The sequence below is a fragment of the Qipengyuania triglochinis genome, from assembly GCF_054655615.1.
In genome coordinates, this window is record NZ_BAAHND010000002.1 from 919939 (window position 1) to 936750 (window position 16812).

The window sequence follows — 16812 nt, forward strand, 5'->3', positions numbered from 1 at the left end:
TTCATGTCTGGTGACAGCCGAAGCTGGAATTGCGGGCATAAATTGACTAAGCGGTGCCGCCGCGCAAGGTAGCGGCCGATTTCATCCGCAACTAGTCCCAGTTGTCCCTAGTGCAATGCGAAGGGGTCCGCGTGCCGCCAGTACTCATCAATATCTTTGGGATCGTGGTGATCCTTGCCATCGCTTTCCTGCTGTCGACCGGCAAGAGGCGGATCAAGTTGCGCATCGTGGGGGCCGCTTTCGCATTGCAAGCTCTCATGGCGTTCCTCGTCCTTGGTACCAGCGGGGGCAGGGCGGTCATTCACGGAATGTCGAACGGTGTCGCTGCGCTGCTTTCCTATGCAGACCAAGGAACCCAGTTCCTCTTCGGTGCGCCCGAGAATAATCCCTTGTCGAATACGTTTGCCTTGGGTGCTTTGCCGGTAATCATATTCTTCGCGGCGCTGGTCTCGATCCTCTATTATCTCGGAATCATGCAACGTGTGGTGCGCTGGGTCGGCGGGGCGATTGGATGGGTTACGGGAATTTCGAAAGTCGAATCGCTTGGTGCGGCTGCGAATATTTTCGTCGGCCAGTCCGAAAGTCCACTGGTGGTTCGGCCGTATCTCGCCGCACTCGCGCCATCGCGCCTGTTCACTTTGATGAGCGTGGGAATGGCTGGTGTCGCTGGGACCATTCTGGCCGCCTATGCCGGATTGCTGGGGAATGATTATCTGCCGTTCCTGCTGGCGGCAGCGTTCATGTCTGCACCGGGCGGCATTCTGATGGCCAAGATCATCATGCCTGACGATGGAGAACCATCTCCCGAGGCAGAGGGCGAGCTTTCCCTGCCGCGCGGTCGTATCAGCGGCGAGGGCCCAGCTGCAATTACCGAGAGCGAAAAGGCGCACGAAGTAGAGGTGGCCGAAACATTCGAGGATGGTGAAAAACCCGCCAATGTGATCGAGGCAGCCGCGCAAGGCGCGCAGACCGGAGTGAAGCTTGCTGTCGCTGTGGGAGCCATGGTTCTCGCCTTTGTGGCTTTGGTCGCGCTGGCTAACGGACTGTTAGGCTGGGCCGGCGGCCTATTCGGCTACGACGCGCTGAGCTTCCAGATGGTGCTGGGCTGGGTGTTCGCTCCGGTAATGTATCTCCTTGGCATTCCTTGGGATCAGGCAGGCGTCGCCGGGGGGTTGTTCGGTACGAAAATCGTGCTGAACGAGTTCGTCGCGTTCATCGATCTCGGTGCTCTGGATGGGACGGCGCTGAATGATCGTAGCCGTGCAATCGTAACCTTCGCATTATGTGGCTTTGCCAATTTCAGCTCTATCGCCATCCAGATGGCAGTGACCGGCGGCCTGGCACCCAATCAGAGGCCCGTCATCGCACGACTCGGCCTAAGGGCTCTTGCTGCAGGCTCGCTCGCCAATCTGATGAGTGCTGCTCTGGCAGGGCTGTTCCTGCCGTATTAGCCAATCGCTGACACTAGGAGATGCGAGTGGATCGCCGCCCGACCGGGCACTATTGCACCTTCTTGCCGGCGCGCGTATCGCGACGCGATGTCTGACATTGCCAGTGTATCCATCGCTCGCCCGCTCGAGGAAGTCGCCAAGGAAATCGGCCACAGTTTCGAGGAATATGGCTTCGCGGTCATTCGCGATCACGGTATTCCGCAGGAATTGATCGATCGAGCGGAAGATCTTTCGAAAGCTTTCTTCGCGCTGTCAGACGATGTGAAGAAAGCTTATCATGTTCCCGGTGGCGGCGGTGCGCGAGGCTATACTCCCTTCGGCACTGAAAAGGCAAAAGACGCGAAGGTACATGATCTCAAAGAATTCTGGCATGTCGGTCGCGAATTGCCAGCCGGCCATCTGCTCTCCGAATATATGCCGGACAATGTCTGGCCCGAGGAAGTTGAAGGCTTCCGCAATACATTCAGCGAGCTTTATTCTGCATTTGAATTGGCGGGCAGTCGCGTGCTCGAAGCGATCGCAATTCATCTCGATCTGCCGCGCGATTTCTTTGTACCAACGGTCGAAGATGGAAACTCCGTCATGCGGCTCTTGCGCTATCCGCCCTTGGAAGGGGCGGAGGCCGAGGGTGCCATTCGCGCAGCTGCCCATGGTGACATCAATACGATTACCTTGCTGCTTGGGGCAGAAGAAGCTGGCCTGGAACTGCTGACGTCGGACGGGGAATGGCTAGCGGTAGACCCGCCAGCGGGCGCACTGGTCGTCAATATTGGCGACATGCTGGACCGTCTGACCAACCACAAGCTCCGGTCCACGACCCACAGAGTGGTGAACCCGCGTGGTGAAGCAGCCTATCGGGCACGCTACTCGATGCCTTTCTTCCTGCACTTCAGGCCAGACTATGTGATCGAGGCCTTGCCGTCATGCATCGATGCGGAAAACCCCGCGGACCATCCCGAACCGATATCGAGTCACGATTACCTGATGCAGCGCTTGCGCGAGATCAATCTGGCCTGACTTCGGCCGAAAACTGGCTGCCAGAGAAAGTTTTTACTGCCTGTGTGCTTTTTGCAACAACAGTAATGCACAGAAAACACATGTGTTTTTCGGCCATGCCTCTTGCCGGCCCAACCTGCGCCTGTGGTTGTCTTGACTCTGTCACAAAAGGATAGCTTTGGCGAAACATCGCCAGCCTAGCGGGGCGGCGCATCTCCAGTGCTAACCGATATATCCAATCTGAAGAGACGAAGGGGTCTTCTCCGATGAAGTTCAAGTATCTCCTGGCCGCAAGCGCGATCAGTTTTTCCGCCATGGCAGCTACGCCAGCGTTTGCGCAGTCCACCGGTTCGGTCGACTTCGAAGAAGACGATGATGCGATCATCGTTACGGGCGCCCGTTTCAATGGAGTTGGCGGCGTTGAAATTCCCGATACCGCGAAGGCGAAGCAGGTCCTTAATGAAGAGATAATCCGTCGCCAGCGCCCTGGACAGACCGTCAATGACATCGTGAACCTTGTTCCGGGCGTTAGTTTTCAGAACAACGACCCTTGGGGTTCTTCCGGCGGCGGTTTTACCATTCGGGGCTTTGGTGCCGACCGGGTATCCCAAACCTTGGATGGCCTCCCGCTGAACGATTCGGGCAACTATGCTCTCTATACGAACCAGCAGGTTGACCCCGAGGTTCTTGAAGAAGTTAACGTTAATCTCGGTACTACCGATGTGGACAGCCCAACCGCTTCGGCGACAGGCGGAACCATCAACATTCGCACTCGCGAGCCGAGCGATACGCTGGGCCTCACGGCCACGATGACTTTCGGTGATGTTCTCGCCGAAGGCGCTGAGGATACCGTGTACACTCGCGGCTTTCTCATGGTCGACACTGGCGATATTACCGGGATGGGCACCAAGGCTTTTGGTTCGGTTAGCTATACGACCTACGGCGTACCCTACAATCCCTACGGTCGCATCGACAAAACTCAGTTCAATGCGCGTATCTGGCAGGATCTTGGTTCGGACGGCGATTTTATTTCGGTTTCTGGCCACTTCAATCAGAACCGCAACAACTTCGCGGGTTCGGAAAGCCTCGAGGATCTGCTTGCAATTGCAGATAATGGCTTTGTGGATATCACGGACGATGACGGCAATGTACTCGCGACCTACAATGACAAGGAAGGTCGTTTTCAGATTTATGAGCAGACGGGCGTTTACCCTTGTGGCGTGAATCCGAATGTTCTCGCTGTCGAAGCGGGCGGCATTGGCAGCCCTGGTGAAGGCATTGACTATAGCGACCGTGAACCAAGCTGTGGTGCGGCCTTCTACCGTCGGTTCAACCCGTCGGACACCGGCAACATTCGTGGTTCGTCGCTCTTTTCGATCACCGACAATCTCACGTTTACGTTCGACCCGAGCTATCAATACGTGAAGGCAAACGGAGGCGGACCTGACGATCTTCGTGAATCTTTCTTCGAAGTAGACGGTGTCGGGTACACCGGGGCTTTCAATGGTGGCTATTTCTTCGGTCGTGACCTGAATGGCGATGGCGACCTCGACGATGAAATTGCCGGTAACGACCCGAGCCAGACTCGGACCGATCGCTATGGTGTCGTCGCGAACCTTATCTACGACATCAACTCAGACCACCGCGTGCGTCTCGCATACACGTGGGACCGTGCGCGCCACCGTCAGACTGGCCAAATCACCTATATGCTCGGCAATGGCGAAATCAGCGATCAGTTCGCGATCGATAATCCGTTACTGGATGTGAACGGAAACGAGGTGAACAAGCGTGACCGTCTTTCCTACGCGATCCTTCATCAAGTTTCTGGTGAGTATCGCGGCACCTTCGGAGATCTAACTGCAATCCTCGGAGTTCGCGCGCCGTTCTTCACACGTGAGCTCAACCAGAACTGTTACACTACCTCGATAAGTGGTTTCGTCGATTGCCCTAACCCGGGCTTCGATCTGACAGCTTACGAAGCGGCAAATCCGGATCACGTGGCTCCGCTTTCCCGTGAATATAATTACGATGACGTCCTGCCTAATGTAGGTTTCATTTACGAAGCTGGCGCCAGCGGGTTCTCGGTTTTCGGCAACTATGCAAAAGGCTTGTCAGTCCCCGGTACCGACCCGCTCTATGACTCGCTCTATCTAGCCGACTCCGAGCGGGCTCGCCCTGTTCCAGAAACCACTGACAGCTTCGACTTGGGCGTTCGTTACACCCTCGGTCGGGTGGAAGCGCAATTGGGCGGTTATTATACTCTGTACGATAATCGTCTGGCCTCCGCATTCGATCCGAATGCGAACAACGGCGAAGGCGCAGTCGTTTTCCGTAACTTGGGCCGGGTAGATAAGTACGGGGTAGACGGTTCGATCGCCTATCGCCCTACTAACAATACGCTTCTTTATGTATTCGGTTCGTATAACGACTCTGAAATCAAAGAAGATGTGCAGACGGATGACGGCTTCCTCGCAACCGCAGGTAATCGCGAATCGGGTGCTCCCCGTTTCTCGTTCGGCGGTCGCGGCCAGATATCCTTCGGCAACTTTGAGCTGGGAGCACAGGTCAAACACACTGGACCGCGCTTCATCAACGACTTGAACGAAGATAAGGCACCGTCTTACACTCTGGTCGACCTCGATGCCCGGGTTCTTCTGGGTGAGTTCCCGACCGGAGGTGACGTCGCTCTCCAGTTCAATCTGACAAATGCTTTTGACGAATATTACATCGGTTACTTCGGCGGATCGCTGGACGATTTCGGCTTTGCGCAGATCGGTGCTCCGCGAGCTGGTAGTGTCTCCCTCGTAATCGGATACTAAGCCCCTCCATATGGTTAAGATTGGGGCGGCCTTCTGGGGCCGCCCCATTTAATTGATGCCCGCTAGATCGGTTGGAACGGTGTTGGACGCTGTGACGTTTTCAGAACAATGTCTGGAACACCGACCAACTTTACGAACGCAACACGTCGGATAAATCCTTGGGCGGTTGCAGCCATTATCCTCCTGCATGTTGCAATCTTGTACTTCCTGGTGCGAAGCTTCGCACCAAATTCTCTTGTGAACGTTGAGCGTTCAGTGGTCTCTGCATTCACCGTTACTGTGACCGCGCCGGAAGAGGAGACACCAGCCATCGAAGCTGAACCCGAGCCGGAACAGGGCTATCAGGGAGAGCCGGGTAAGGAGGCTATTCCGAAGCCGGTGGCTGCTCCAACACCTAAGGTGCAGGTCAGACAAGATCGGCCAGTGCCACGCGCGTCTTCTGATGGAGACGCTTCGACTTCCGGTGCGACTGAGTCGGGGGACGGTACCGGTGCTGCAGGGGATGGCTTGGGTACCGGAGCTGGTAGCGGCGGCGATGGGCAAGGCGGGGTCGCTGCAACAAAACCTGTACTCGTTCAGAGCATCTCCGACTCTAGTTCCTTCCCGATCCCACCCGGCGGACGAGATGCCAGAATCGGTAAGTCGGTAATCGTTCGACTTTCGGTCTCGGCAGAAGGCAGGGTGACTGGATGCAACATTTATCGAGCCAGCCCCTTTCCGGCGACAGATGCACGTGTTTGCGAATTGTCCTACCAGAACATCAGGTTCGAGCCGGCACGCGATACACAGGGTAACCCGGTCGCATCTAGCTTCCTATACCGTCAACGGTTCTTTAACTGACAAGCTTAGCTAGGGCGGCTATGCCCATGCTATGGGCAAGGTTTATATCCGATGATCCAGCCGGTGATCCTGTGCGGCGGCTCAGGGAAGCGTCTTTGGCCAGTCAGTCGGCCAAGTCGGCCAAAGCCTTTCTTGGGACTAACAGGCGAACGTAGCCTTTTTCAGCAGGCAATCGGCCGGATATCACATCCTATGTTTTCGCAACCAATAATCGTTTGCGGAAAACAGCACGCTGAATTGGCCGCTGAACAAGCAGGGTCATCCCGGCTTGTGGTGGAGCCAGCACCACGGGACACTGCAACTGCGATTGCCTTGGCCGCGCATCTCGCGAACCGGGAAGATATCCTTCTTGTTTGCCCAAGCGATCACAAGATTGGGGATAATGCACTCTTTCGCCAAGCCATTGCAGAAGCGGCAGAGCTTGCAACCCGGGGACTCCTGGTTTGCCTAGGTATCCAGCCGGCACGCCCAGAAACCGGATATGGCTATATAACAGTGGGTGACCGCCTCGACCCGGGATATAAGATCGCAAACTTTCTGGAAAAACCTGACGCTGGCAAAGCTGCAGCGCTATTTGCTCAGAAAGATGTGTTTTGGAACGCAGGTATTTTCGTTTTTCGCGCCTCTGACTTTCTAGCTGAACTGGATAAATTCCGTCCGGGCACTTCAGACTTGGTTAGACAGTCCGTCGAGCGTGGAAAGGTGGTGGATGAACGATTCTACCCATCCGCTGACGCCTATCTAAAAATCACCGGTGAAAGTGTGGACTACGCTGTATTTGAACATAGCGAAAATACCGCGGTCGTCACCACTGCCATGGAATGGTCGGACGTTGGCAACTGGCATTCCCTTATGGCCAGCTTGCCTTCTGATGAGCAAGGCAATGTCTCAGAAGGGACCAGTCGATTGAAAAACTGCCGGGACGTTATGGTTCATTCCGATGGGCCTAGGGTGTCCGCGATAGGGTTGGAAGACATCATCATAGTGGCGGACGGGGATGAGATCCTCGTCATTTCGCCAGACTGTGCCAGCAAGCTGGATAGTTACCTTGACGGCGACCTTGAGTGACCGGCGGCGCTTTGAGGGTATCCTTTGTGCCTAAGCCTTGGGGTCGTAGGCATCTGCCTCCACCATATGGAATGCAGGACACGGAGATAGGCGAAATTCACTTCCAGGCGCCCGGCGCCCTTCAAACCATATTAGGTAAATACCTGTTCACCAGTGATACGCTCTCGATACAGCTGCATCCGACCGAACAAACCTGTCCGAAAAATGCCGGGAAGGATGAGTGTTGGATGGTAACGGACGCCGACGACGCTGCTCGTGTGGCCATAGGTTTCCGGAAGCCGTTTTCCGAGCTGGAGATCCGAGAGGCCGCGATGCAAGGGATGCTGGAAGACTTGCTCCAATGGCATTCCGTCAAGAAGAATGACTTCATCTTTGTTCCATCCGGTACGGTCCACGCAATTGGCGCAGGGGTCACTCTGGTGGAACTGCAGCAGAACGTGGATACGACCTATCGCCTCTACGATCATGGGCGGGGCAGGCAACTCCAATTAGAGCAGGCCCTTCAATCTCTGGCGGACCCGCCATCCGCCGAGAGTTTTCAGCGCGCCGTTAGCCCAGAAGAAGAGCAGATCTTGCTCGAAAGCCGGCATTTTCACGTGGCCCAATCGGTAGGGCAGCCTGGTCACAAAATCCGTGAACGTTTCGCGAGCGCTGTTCAGGTGCTGCCCCTGGCAGGGTCCTGCCGAATAGGAGAGATTGAGATCTATCCAGGCAGCGCCGGTTGGGCACACGATCTACGCAGGATTGATCTCAAAGATTGCGAACGAGCGCTCTTATTCGCGGCCGTGTAGATTTGATCAGGACTCCGGTCCCGCCAGAATCTTCGCGAGTTCCGCCTTCCCATATGGTTTGGTCAGCAAACCAGAAGCGCCCAATTCTTCCAGGCGATCTTCCATTTCTCCATACCCTGTTGCCAGCCAGAAGGTGACACCCAGCTCTGCCAGCTTCTCCGCGACACGCTCGCTACTCTCGTTTCCAAGGTTGTAATCGAGGATCGCCAGGCCGGGTGACGTTTTCTCCAAGAAGGAGAGGGCGCCTGCGACTGTGCTCTGAACATGAACCTCGCCGACGCCGAGTTCATGAAGACAATCTTCCGTATCGAGAGCGATGATCATGCTGTCCTCGACCAGAAGGACGCTATCGGGGACATCCTGTGGAGCGCCGTCCTCATTTTGCATCTTTTTGTCTCCGTCCGGCTCGCCGACGAGCTCGCCATTCCACTCGACGCAGCGAGATGGAATGCAGAACGAAGCTTCCAGGCCCGATAGCCGGTAATCGACATTCGCTTCGCCATTCAATTCAAATGGGATCGAACGTTCGATGATGGTCGATCCAAAGCCACGGCGGGTTGGCGGTTTCACGGGGGGGCCCCCGGACTCCTTCCAGTCGATCTGTAGCGAATTATCCGAGTTGCGCGTTATCGCTATATCAAGATGCCCCGAACTGTCCGAAAGCGAACCATACTTGGCGGAATTCGTGATCATCTCATGGATGACTAGAGCCAAGACCGTGTAGGCCTCAGGCGAAACCATGGCCTCTGGCCCCGTCACCCGCAATCGATCTTTCTGTCTGCTCAAATAAGCATGAGCTTCAGTATCGATCAATTCGCTAAGCGGAGCTGCAGACCAATTTCCCTTCGTGATATTGTCGTGAGCGGCAGCTAGCGATGATATCCGACCACCGACGATATCTGAAAACTCCTCGATCGTCCCGGCCTCGTGCTTGGACTGATTGATAAGGCCGCGGATAAGATTGAGAATATTGCGAACGCGGTGATTGAGCTCTGCGATCAACAGTTCTTGCTGCGCCTGCGATTTGGCGCGCTCCTTCACTGCTTCGTCGGTGAGGCGTAAGATAATCTCGAGCAGGGTGACCCGTAGACCTTCAGCGACTTGTAGTTCCCCGTCCGTCCACGGCTCACTGCGTCCTTCAACAGATTCTTGCCACGCCTCAAAACTCTTCCGGGGCGTGAGGCGGGGCCCATTCGGACCATATTCGACAGTCTTTTCGGGCTTTCCTGCCCACGTTACCGTCTGCGTCAATCCCCGGCGCCAGAGGACGAGGTAGTCACGCGGAGTGCGTGATACGGGGATTACGAGAGCGCCAACAGCGCGGTCGGCAAACCGTTCGGCTTTCGGCAAACGTTCGGCCAGAGCGTCAATGGCCAGCACCCGACTGGTGGCCGAACTGTTGAGACCTGAAACTATGGCGCGGAACTCTTCCTCATTGGGAGCCGCGCCGCTTGAATCATACACATCTTCGACGAAAACGCTGGCACCGTCGTGCGGAATGATCTGCTGAATGACCGGAGTGAGCATAGGAAGGCTCTCGGCTAGAGGCGTTCCTGCAGCAATATCACGCATAAGCCGGTCGTGGACTCGGCGTCCGGCGTCGCGCTGTTCGTCCCGTTTGCGAAAGAGGGTACGCTCCAGCATCATGGAGAACAGTTCGGAGAAAAGCTCCGCGGAGGTCCGCTGCGAATACGGTAGTATTTTAGGCGAATAGTGATGGCAGGCGAACAGGCCCCATAGCTTGCCTTCGATGATGATCGAAATGGACAGCGACGCCCCCACACCCATGTTACGCAGATATTCGATATGGATCGGCGACACCGCGCGCAGGGTACTCATCGACAAGTCGACCGGATCGCCCTCGGTCGTAAAGCCTGGCTCGATCGGGACTGGCTTTTCAGTGACATCGCTGATGATACGAAAGCGATTGCGCTTGTAGAGTTCGCGTGCCTGTGCCGGGATATCGGTTTTGGGATACCGAAGGCCGTGGAAGCCATGCAAATCTTCGCGCTTGGCTTCGGCAACCACCTCGCCCGACAGATCCTTGTGGAATCTGTAGACCATGACCCGGTCAATATCGAGCGACATGCGAAGCTGCCGTGCAGCTTCGACCAGCAATCTGTCAGCGCCCTGATACTTTTCCAGACGCGCCATGATGGGGCGAAGGAGGCCGATCTGACGATTGACGTCTCCTTCGGCGTGCGGCTCTATCTCGATGATCGTGTAAGCGCCTGTCGAGTGGACGGCACAATCGAAAAGTCTTCCATCTCCAACAAGATCGAGGCCGAAGAGCCGACCGACCTGATCGGGATCGAGGAGTGCTGCAACCGCGCTGCGAAGGCGCTCAAAAGCCTTCTGGGAAACGAAAGAAGACATCCGGGCGCCGATTTCGACAGGTTCGTCGAGGCCCAGCATCTCCTCGAGATTAGCGGATCGTTGTCCTACGAACCAATCGGAATTGATCGCGATCAGGGCACCGAAGCCCTGAATCATACCGAGCTGGTGTATCGGTTCGCGGTCACAGTTGGAAAGGTCGACGTCCATATTCTCGGTATTCATGCAGCGACTCCCAATCGCTCGATCGTGAAGGCGCGTTCGAAAACCTCGAATGTCTTCGTGGCACCCGCAATCGCCTCGGCAACACGGAGGTGATCGTGATCTTCACCGAGTATCGCGCGGAGTTCGACGAAATAGACGCCGAGACGCGAGTCTTCAAGGAAGCGTTGAGGTCCGGCCAGCCCTTTCTTGCGACGCTGCTGAAGCATCGTCCTGTTTCCCATCGAACTGCCCGCTATCACCCACACTGCGCCAAGCGCCTCGAACGGACTTCCAAATGCAACGTCCTCGATCTGGGAGGAAGGATGAATCCCGAGGTCATCAAGGTCGAGCTCGAGGAGCTTCGCTTGTGAAGGGGGGGTAGCCAGCCCATAGGGAGGTTGACCCTGGAGTGCCTTCTCGACTGCCAGTCTCGCGCGGTGCTGGGCTCTTAGAAAAGCGCCGTAGTCGGCATCGGAGGAAAGCGGCATGTGGCCGACAGTCTCATCGAGCCGGGCGTGAATATCGCCAGTAGCGTCCCGCAATTGGTTTCTCAAAATTCGACCCCGCATTCGTGTGCGCAAGAAATGCGCTGTCCGTTGCGCATAACCTGCGATACCTTAACCCGATAAAAACCGGCATTTTCCGCGATAGAAAGCGCTCTCGGTCGGGGTTTGTTCCAAACACCGCAAATGGATGCTCGAACGAGAAGCTGGATCGAATTTAAACGCCTACTTGTTTGCCAAGAGCTTCTGCCCGTTCTTACGGATCGCAGCTGCGATCATCGGCTCGACGAACGACAGGGCAGGGGGCAAATCTACTTCAAAGATCACCTGCGTGTCCTCAATCAGAACCTGTGCGCGCATGACGTTGCCCATGGCCTTGATGTCGAGAGCCATGCAGTCTTCATTAGGCCAACTGGTCGTAACGTCTGCAACGCCGCCGGGGATAGCATCGCCGATTTCGTGGCTCCGACTGTGCAGGCGACGCCGCACTTCTTCCTTGCCGAGATTGTGTTCCAAGGGCACCCGCATCAGTTCTTGTTCTCCAGTTGCGGAGCGGTGTCCGCGCCTTCCCCGAACTTGTAATCGAGATAGCGGTGCTTGATTGCCAGATCGTCTAGCGAGCCTTCGGCAAGCTGCCGGGTAATGGAGTCAATTTCGCCGCTGATCTTGCCTAAGCTGTCGGTGAGTTGTTCGTCCGGTGTCGCTCCGGCGCGCTTTTCGGTACGCAGGTTTGCCGGGATGCGCCGGTAACTGTCGATCATTTGCGGTAATTGCTCACCGACGAGGCTGCGTACTTCGCGTGCCTTGGGGTGGTTCTGATCGAGACCGTCGAGCTGCAGACCGAGCGCATCGAGTTGCACACCCATGTCATCGACGATACGCACTGCGGGCGCCGGCAGGGCGGGGCGTTGTGCTTCGAGCCACAGTTCAGTCTGCCCGACCATCTGCTGCACAGTTCCTTTGTTGATATCGACCCGCTTCGGCGTCTTGAGCTTCGGAAAGCTAGAGAATATCCCAATCGCGATCACGGTAGCCAAAACCACAGCCATCACGCCCCAGAAGCCGATGCCGCCAAGGATCGCTCCTGCAATCCCGCCGGCAACCCAAATCGCAAACACGGCAAGCAGCAGGTTGCGTAATTTGCGCATTAGATGCTTGCGTTTGGCTTTGGCCGATCCCTGGCCGAGCGAGGGCGCGCGGCGATGCCGCCCACCTTCGCGGTTGTCCCGAACCAGAGCCTTGCTCTCGGAAAGAACTCTTTCAGTCTCTCGGGTAAGGTCGTTCACCTTGTGACCCCTAGCCTTCGATGCTCAGCAAGCCGCTTTCGGCCACTTGGTTTTGCGCTTGAGCCTGACCTTCTGCCCGGGCGATGTAGCCTTTCGATTTTTCGACCTCGCCAGATAGGACGTCAACCGTCTGCTTCATGCTGTCGAGCGCACGAAGCTTGAACTGGTCCACCTCGTCCATGGTGTCGTAGATGTTCTGAAAAGCACGCTGCAGCGTTTCGAGCGGAATGGTGCTGGCCGCTGCCTGCTCATGAATTTTGCTAGTCTGGTCGCGCAGCATCGTACTGGTGGAGTCGATAATGCCCGCAGTCGTATCGTTGAGCGCGGTAATCTGGCCGAGCACGAGCCGCTGGTTGGTCATCGCTTCCGCAACCGTTACCGCGGTGCGGAGCGCGCCTACCGTGGTCGTGCTTGCGCGATCGACACCCTTGACCAGTTCGATGTTGTTTTTCTTAACGAGATCGAGAGCGAGATAGCCCTGTACGCTGACCGCCATCTGGGTGAGCAAATCCTGAGTGCGTTGGCGGACATAGAAAAGAGCCGTTTCCCGTACAGCCTTTGCCTTGGCGGGATCGGTTGCGTCGAGTTCGGCGGCCTTGTCCTCAAGCTTGGCATCGAGCGCTTTGGAAATGTGGATCATCTGTTCCAGATTGCCCATCGCTTCCCATAGCTTCTGTCGTTCAACATCGATAGCTGCATTGTCCATGATCAGTTCGTCCTTGCCGCTTGCGAGGTTGGAAAGAACTGATTGGATATGCGTCTGCGCGCTCTGGTAGCTGCGGAAATAGTTGGTCAGCTTGTTGCCGAACGGGATGATGCCCAAAATCTTGCGGGTACCCGAAAGCTTGCCTCGTTTCCCCGGATCGAGATCTTCGACGACGCGGCGCAGTTCAGCGAGGTTCGCACCGACGCCTTCATCCTTGTCCATCGCGCGAACCGGGCGGTCCAGGAATCTGTTGGACATGCCGGAAGCCGCCATGATTTCCTTGCGGCCCATGTTCGTGAGCTGGTCGACCTTCTTTCCGAACTCTGGCGAGTTGGCGTCCTGCGCGATCAGATCGTCAACGAAGCTGTCGACTTTCGAATCCAGCTTGCTCTTCACTTCTTCCGACACCGGGACGAGGCCAGCGGCCTTTTCCGCCGAGACAGCCGGCACTGGATCAGGAGGAGTGAGATCAAACTCTGGCGGAGCCATTGTCGAAGTGGGTGCAGCGGCAGGCGCGCTTGCCTTTTCTGCCCGCGGTTTGGCATCACTCATGACTAGCGGAAACCTCCGTATCTGTTCCGTTCCTGTATTAGTTACATAAGACAGGATGTTCAAGCTCTGAGAGCGTAGCGAGCGATACGTTCGGACAAAACACAAAAATGTTTCGGGCGATGTACATCGCAAGATACGGCTGTGCCGCCCCTCATAAATGTAATGAGGCCAATGTGGCGCGGCCATGCTTTGGGGCGGCGCGCCACCCGCTCCATCAGCTATAAGCAGACTCGAGGTTATGAACTCCCGGAAGAACTTCGGCAGCTCATGGAATTGCTCTTATCTCACCGCGGCTGGCGCACTCTTGGTGAGCTTAGCCTATGCAGCCAGATCGAGAGGCTGAAGCTCGCCTGAAAGGTAGAGCCTCTTTGCTTTCGCGCGGCTCAACTTGCCTGAGCTCGTCCGTGGCAACGTGCGCGGCGGCACCAGTTCGACCACGCAGCTCATCCCGGTCACGCCGCGGACCTTGTCGGCAATCTGGTCGCGCAGTTTGATCCGTTCGTCCGGTTCGGAGACGCGGCAATGGACCAGCACGGCAGGCGCTTCTTCGCCATTTTCGGTCTCGATCGAAAAGGCGGCGATATCGCCGTGGTTGAAGCCGGGCAGCTGTTCCACCGCCCATTCGATATCCTGCGGCCAGTGGTTCTTGCCGTTGATGATGATCATGTCCTTCGCGCGGCCGACGATGAACAGATAGCCATCGGCAAGATAGCCCATATCGCCCGTGTCGAGCCAGCCATCCACGAGGCATTCCTCGGTCGCTTCCTCGTTGCGGAAATAGGAATGCATCACGCTCTTGCCGCGGCACCAGACTTTGCCGATCTGGTGATCGCCGCGCGCGTCGCCGTTCTCGCCGCGGATTTCCACTTCCATGCCGGGAAGCGCCTTGCCGCAATTGACGATGGCGCGATAGCGGGCCGGACGCGAAAGATCGCGCGGGCGACCGGACAGGCGCTCTTCCTCGACCAGTTCGACGCGGATGCCTTCGCCCGGGGGCATGACGGTGACGGCCAAAGTGGCCTCGGCCAGCCCGTAGCTGGGCGTGAAGGCCGTCGCCTTGAACCCGGCATCGGCAAAGGCGTTGACGAAGTTCTGCATCACATCGGGACGGATCATGTCGGCCCCGTTACCGGCAGTGCGCCAGCGCGACAGGTCGAACCGTTCGGCGACATTGCTCTGGCTGGAGATGCGGCGTGCGCAGATATCGTAGCCGAAAGTGGGCGAATAGCTGAGCGAATTGCCCTTGTTGCGGCTGATGAGATCGAGCCATGCCAGGGGACGCCGTGCAAAATGTTCCGTCTTCAGGTAATCGCCGCTGACCTGATTGGCGATCAGGGACAACAAGCAGCCTACCAGACCCATGTCGTGGTACCACGGAAGCCAGCTCACCACGCGTTCGCCTGCGCCAATGTCCGTCGCTTCGGCATGACCGCGCAAGTTATGGAGCAATGCTTCGTGAGTCACCGCGACCCCGGTGGGGAAGCGCGTAGATCCGCTGGAATATTGCAGATAGCTTATGTCGTCGGGCTTCGCCTCGGGAAGTTCGACTTCGGGGCCTTCGCGATTTGCGAAAACATCCCAGCTTTCTCCATCGCAGCCCTGCTTGTCTGCCGCGGCCTTGGCCATCTCGGCGATGTCGGGGGGATAGAGAAGGATTGTCGGGTCGCTACTCTCCAGCTGGACGGACAACTGATCAATATAGCTGTCCTTTCCGCCAAAGGTGGTCGGCAAAGGCAGCGGGACCGGCCAGGCGCCAGCATAGATACACGCACAGAACAGAGCGGAGAATTCCGGACCGGTTTCGGCGACAAGTGCAACTCGGTCGTTCTTGCCGATGCCGGCGGCAACCAGTTTGTAGGCGAGAGAAAGCGCATCTTCGCGCATCTCAGAGAATGGATAAACCCTTTCGAGGGCCCCGCGCATATCGTGAAAATTTAGACCCTTCGCGCTGCGCGCTGCGTAGTCGATAGCTTCGCTAAACGTGGCGAAATCGCTCCGTCGGCGGGGAAGATCGCAATCATTCGGCGTCGGCGTCAAAACGGCGTCGGTCATATTTTCTCTTGTAACCTTTTGAAAACAATGCCCTTAGAAGGCGACCTTCAGACGAATAGCGTCCATTTATCCATATCGGAGGCTAATCAAACTTTCCCATTCGAAGGGGTTTGTGGCACGAATATGGCCGATGGCTGATGGTCATGCAACACGCAGGCGCACTCGTCGCACACCAAAACCGCTCGACCGTGTGCGGCTGAACGACCTCGCGCTTCATTATGTGGCTCGCTTCGCAACGTCGTCAGGAAAGCTGGAAACCTATCTACGCCGCAAACTGCGCGAACGAGGTTGGGAAGGCGAGAATGAGCCCGATGTTGCCGGTCTCGTCACCAGTTTTGCAGAAAAGAACTACGTCAATGATGAGGCTTATGCCCGGACGAAAGCAACCGGTTTGCTAGCGAGGGGGTACGGGGCCCGCCGCGTAGAAGAAAAGTTGCGGGCCGATGGCCTAGGTGAAGACTTGCGCCAGACCAACGCGCCAGGGGAATGGGAGGCACGAAATGCTGCAGTTGCTTATGCGAGACGTAGGCGGTTCGGATTGTTTGGAATGAGCGATGTTGGCGAAAATGCGGACGCAGCCCGCAAGAAGCGCGAAAAGCAGCTTGCGGCCACTCTCCGAGCAGGCCATTCCTTCGATCATGCCCGGCGAGTAGTCGAGGCGAACGCTGAAGCGGAGCTGGAAGAATGGGTCGAAGAAGCACGAGACTAATTCCCACCCTAATGATCGCCGTAATCATGGGCTGTTCGCCCGCAGCCGATGTCGCGGCCGATCGGGCCGAAGTTACACCAGCGGATCAGTACATCCACCCGGTCTCCGGGCTGGAACTCGTTCCGGTTGCCGTCACCGGAAAGGACGGGGCGCATGAGTTCGTCGCGGAGATGGCCGACACTGCGGAAAGTCAGGCGAAAGGCCTGATGTACCGCACCGAGCTTGGCCCCGACGAGGCAATGATTTTCCCAAGCGAGCAGCCGACAGCGCGCGCATTTTGGATGAAGAACACGCCCATTCCGCTCGATATCATTTTCATTGGCCTGGATGGCCGTATCTCCAATATCGCTGCAATGACCGAACCCTATTCCGAAGATCAGGTCTATTCGGTCGGCTCTGCGAGCGCGGTGCTCGAGATTGCCGGTGGGCGTGCGGCCGAACTCGGTATTGAGCCGGGCGATCGGGTTGCGTGGTGAAACGCTCACGAGAAGCTTGGCGCAA

At 56.9% G+C, this 16812-nt stretch carries 13 protein-coding genes; 7 read left to right on the forward strand and 6 right to left on the reverse strand.

Going from position 1 to position 16812, the window contains the following annotated elements; all coding sequences use genetic code 11:
* Window positions 1–131: 131 nt before the first annotated feature.
* The 5 genes from ACYQ0G_RS10615 to ACYQ0G_RS10635 all read left to right on the forward strand — a co-directional run bounded on the left by ACYQ0G_RS10615 (window position 132) and on the right by ACYQ0G_RS10635 (window position 7965).
* Complete coding sequence (locus ACYQ0G_RS10615; protein ID WP_460102367.1) at window positions 132–1451, forward strand: NupC/NupG family nucleoside CNT transporter; 1320 nt, start codon at window positions 132–134, stop codon at window positions 1449–1451.
* 87 nt (window positions 1452–1538) lie between these two features.
* The gene (locus ACYQ0G_RS10620; RefSeq protein WP_460102369.1) at window positions 1539–2468 is read left to right on the forward strand and encodes an isopenicillin N synthase family dioxygenase; all 930 of its coding nucleotides are present in this window, start codon (window positions 1539–1541) and stop codon (window positions 2466–2468) included.
* A gap of 245 nt (window positions 2469–2713) precedes the next feature.
* A complete protein-coding gene (locus ACYQ0G_RS10625; RefSeq protein ID WP_460102371.1) occupies window positions 2714–5266 on the forward strand; it encodes a TonB-dependent receptor in 2553 nt (850 codons plus the stop codon).
* An 891-nt stretch (window positions 5267–6157) separates the two neighbouring features.
* Complete coding sequence (locus tag ACYQ0G_RS10630; protein ID WP_460102373.1) at window positions 6158–7174, forward strand: mannose-1-phosphate guanylyltransferase; 1017 nt, start codon at window positions 6158–6160, stop codon at window positions 7172–7174.
* Window positions 7175–7245: 71 nt separating this feature from the next.
* Window positions 7246–7965, forward strand: coding sequence for a class I mannose-6-phosphate isomerase (locus tag ACYQ0G_RS10635; RefSeq protein ID WP_460102375.1), 720 nt, complete (start codon window positions 7246–7248; stop codon window positions 7963–7965).
* Window positions 7966–7971: 6 nt separating this feature from the next.
* On the opposite strand, the gene ACYQ0G_RS10640 is transcribed toward ACYQ0G_RS10635, so the two are convergent.
* From ACYQ0G_RS10640 to ACYQ0G_RS10665, 6 genes are all read right to left on the reverse strand, one after another.
* The gene (locus ACYQ0G_RS10640; protein ID WP_460102376.1) at window positions 7972–10524 is read right to left on the reverse strand and encodes an HWE histidine kinase domain-containing protein; all 2553 of its coding nucleotides are present in this window, start codon (window positions 10522–10524) and stop codon (window positions 7972–7974) included.
* Complete coding sequence (locus tag ACYQ0G_RS10645; protein ID WP_460102379.1) at window positions 10521–11045, reverse strand: biliverdin-producing heme oxygenase; 525 nt, start codon at window positions 11043–11045, stop codon at window positions 10521–10523. The genes ACYQ0G_RS10640 and ACYQ0G_RS10645 overlap by 4 nt, the downstream gene beginning before the upstream one ends.
* A 186-nt stretch (window positions 11046–11231) precedes the next feature.
* Window positions 11232–11534, reverse strand: a complete 303-nt coding sequence (locus ACYQ0G_RS10650) for a polyhydroxyalkanoic acid system family protein (protein WP_460102381.1) — start codon at window positions 11532–11534, stop codon at window positions 11232–11234.
* Window positions 11534–12292: a hypothetical protein gene (locus ACYQ0G_RS10655; RefSeq protein ID WP_460102382.1), complete on the reverse strand. Its 759-nt coding sequence runs from the start codon at window positions 12290–12292 to the stop codon at window positions 11534–11536. The genes ACYQ0G_RS10650 and ACYQ0G_RS10655 overlap by 1 nt, the downstream gene beginning before the upstream one ends.
* A gap of 10 nt (window positions 12293–12302) precedes the next feature.
* Window positions 12303–13550, reverse strand: coding sequence for a toxic anion resistance protein (locus tag ACYQ0G_RS10660; protein ID WP_460102383.1), 1248 nt, complete (start codon window positions 13548–13550; stop codon window positions 12303–12305).
* Between the two features lie 318 nt (window positions 13551–13868).
* A complete protein-coding gene (locus ACYQ0G_RS10665) occupies window positions 13869–15602 on the reverse strand; it encodes a fatty acyl-AMP ligase (RefSeq protein WP_460102385.1) in 1734 nt (577 codons plus the stop codon).
* Window positions 15603–15732: 130 nt separating this feature from the next.
* Here ACYQ0G_RS10665 and ACYQ0G_RS10670 point away from each other — a divergent pair, with 130 nt between their 5' ends.
* Window positions 15733–16311, forward strand: a complete 579-nt coding sequence (locus tag ACYQ0G_RS10670) for a regulatory protein RecX (RefSeq protein ID WP_460102386.1) — start codon at window positions 15733–15735, stop codon at window positions 16309–16311.
* 26 nt (window positions 16312–16337) lie between these two features.
* A complete protein-coding gene (locus tag ACYQ0G_RS10675; RefSeq protein ID WP_460102389.1) occupies window positions 16338–16787 on the forward strand; it encodes a DUF192 domain-containing protein in 450 nt (149 codons plus the stop codon).
* The last annotated feature ends 25 nt before the right edge of the window (window positions 16788–16812 follow it).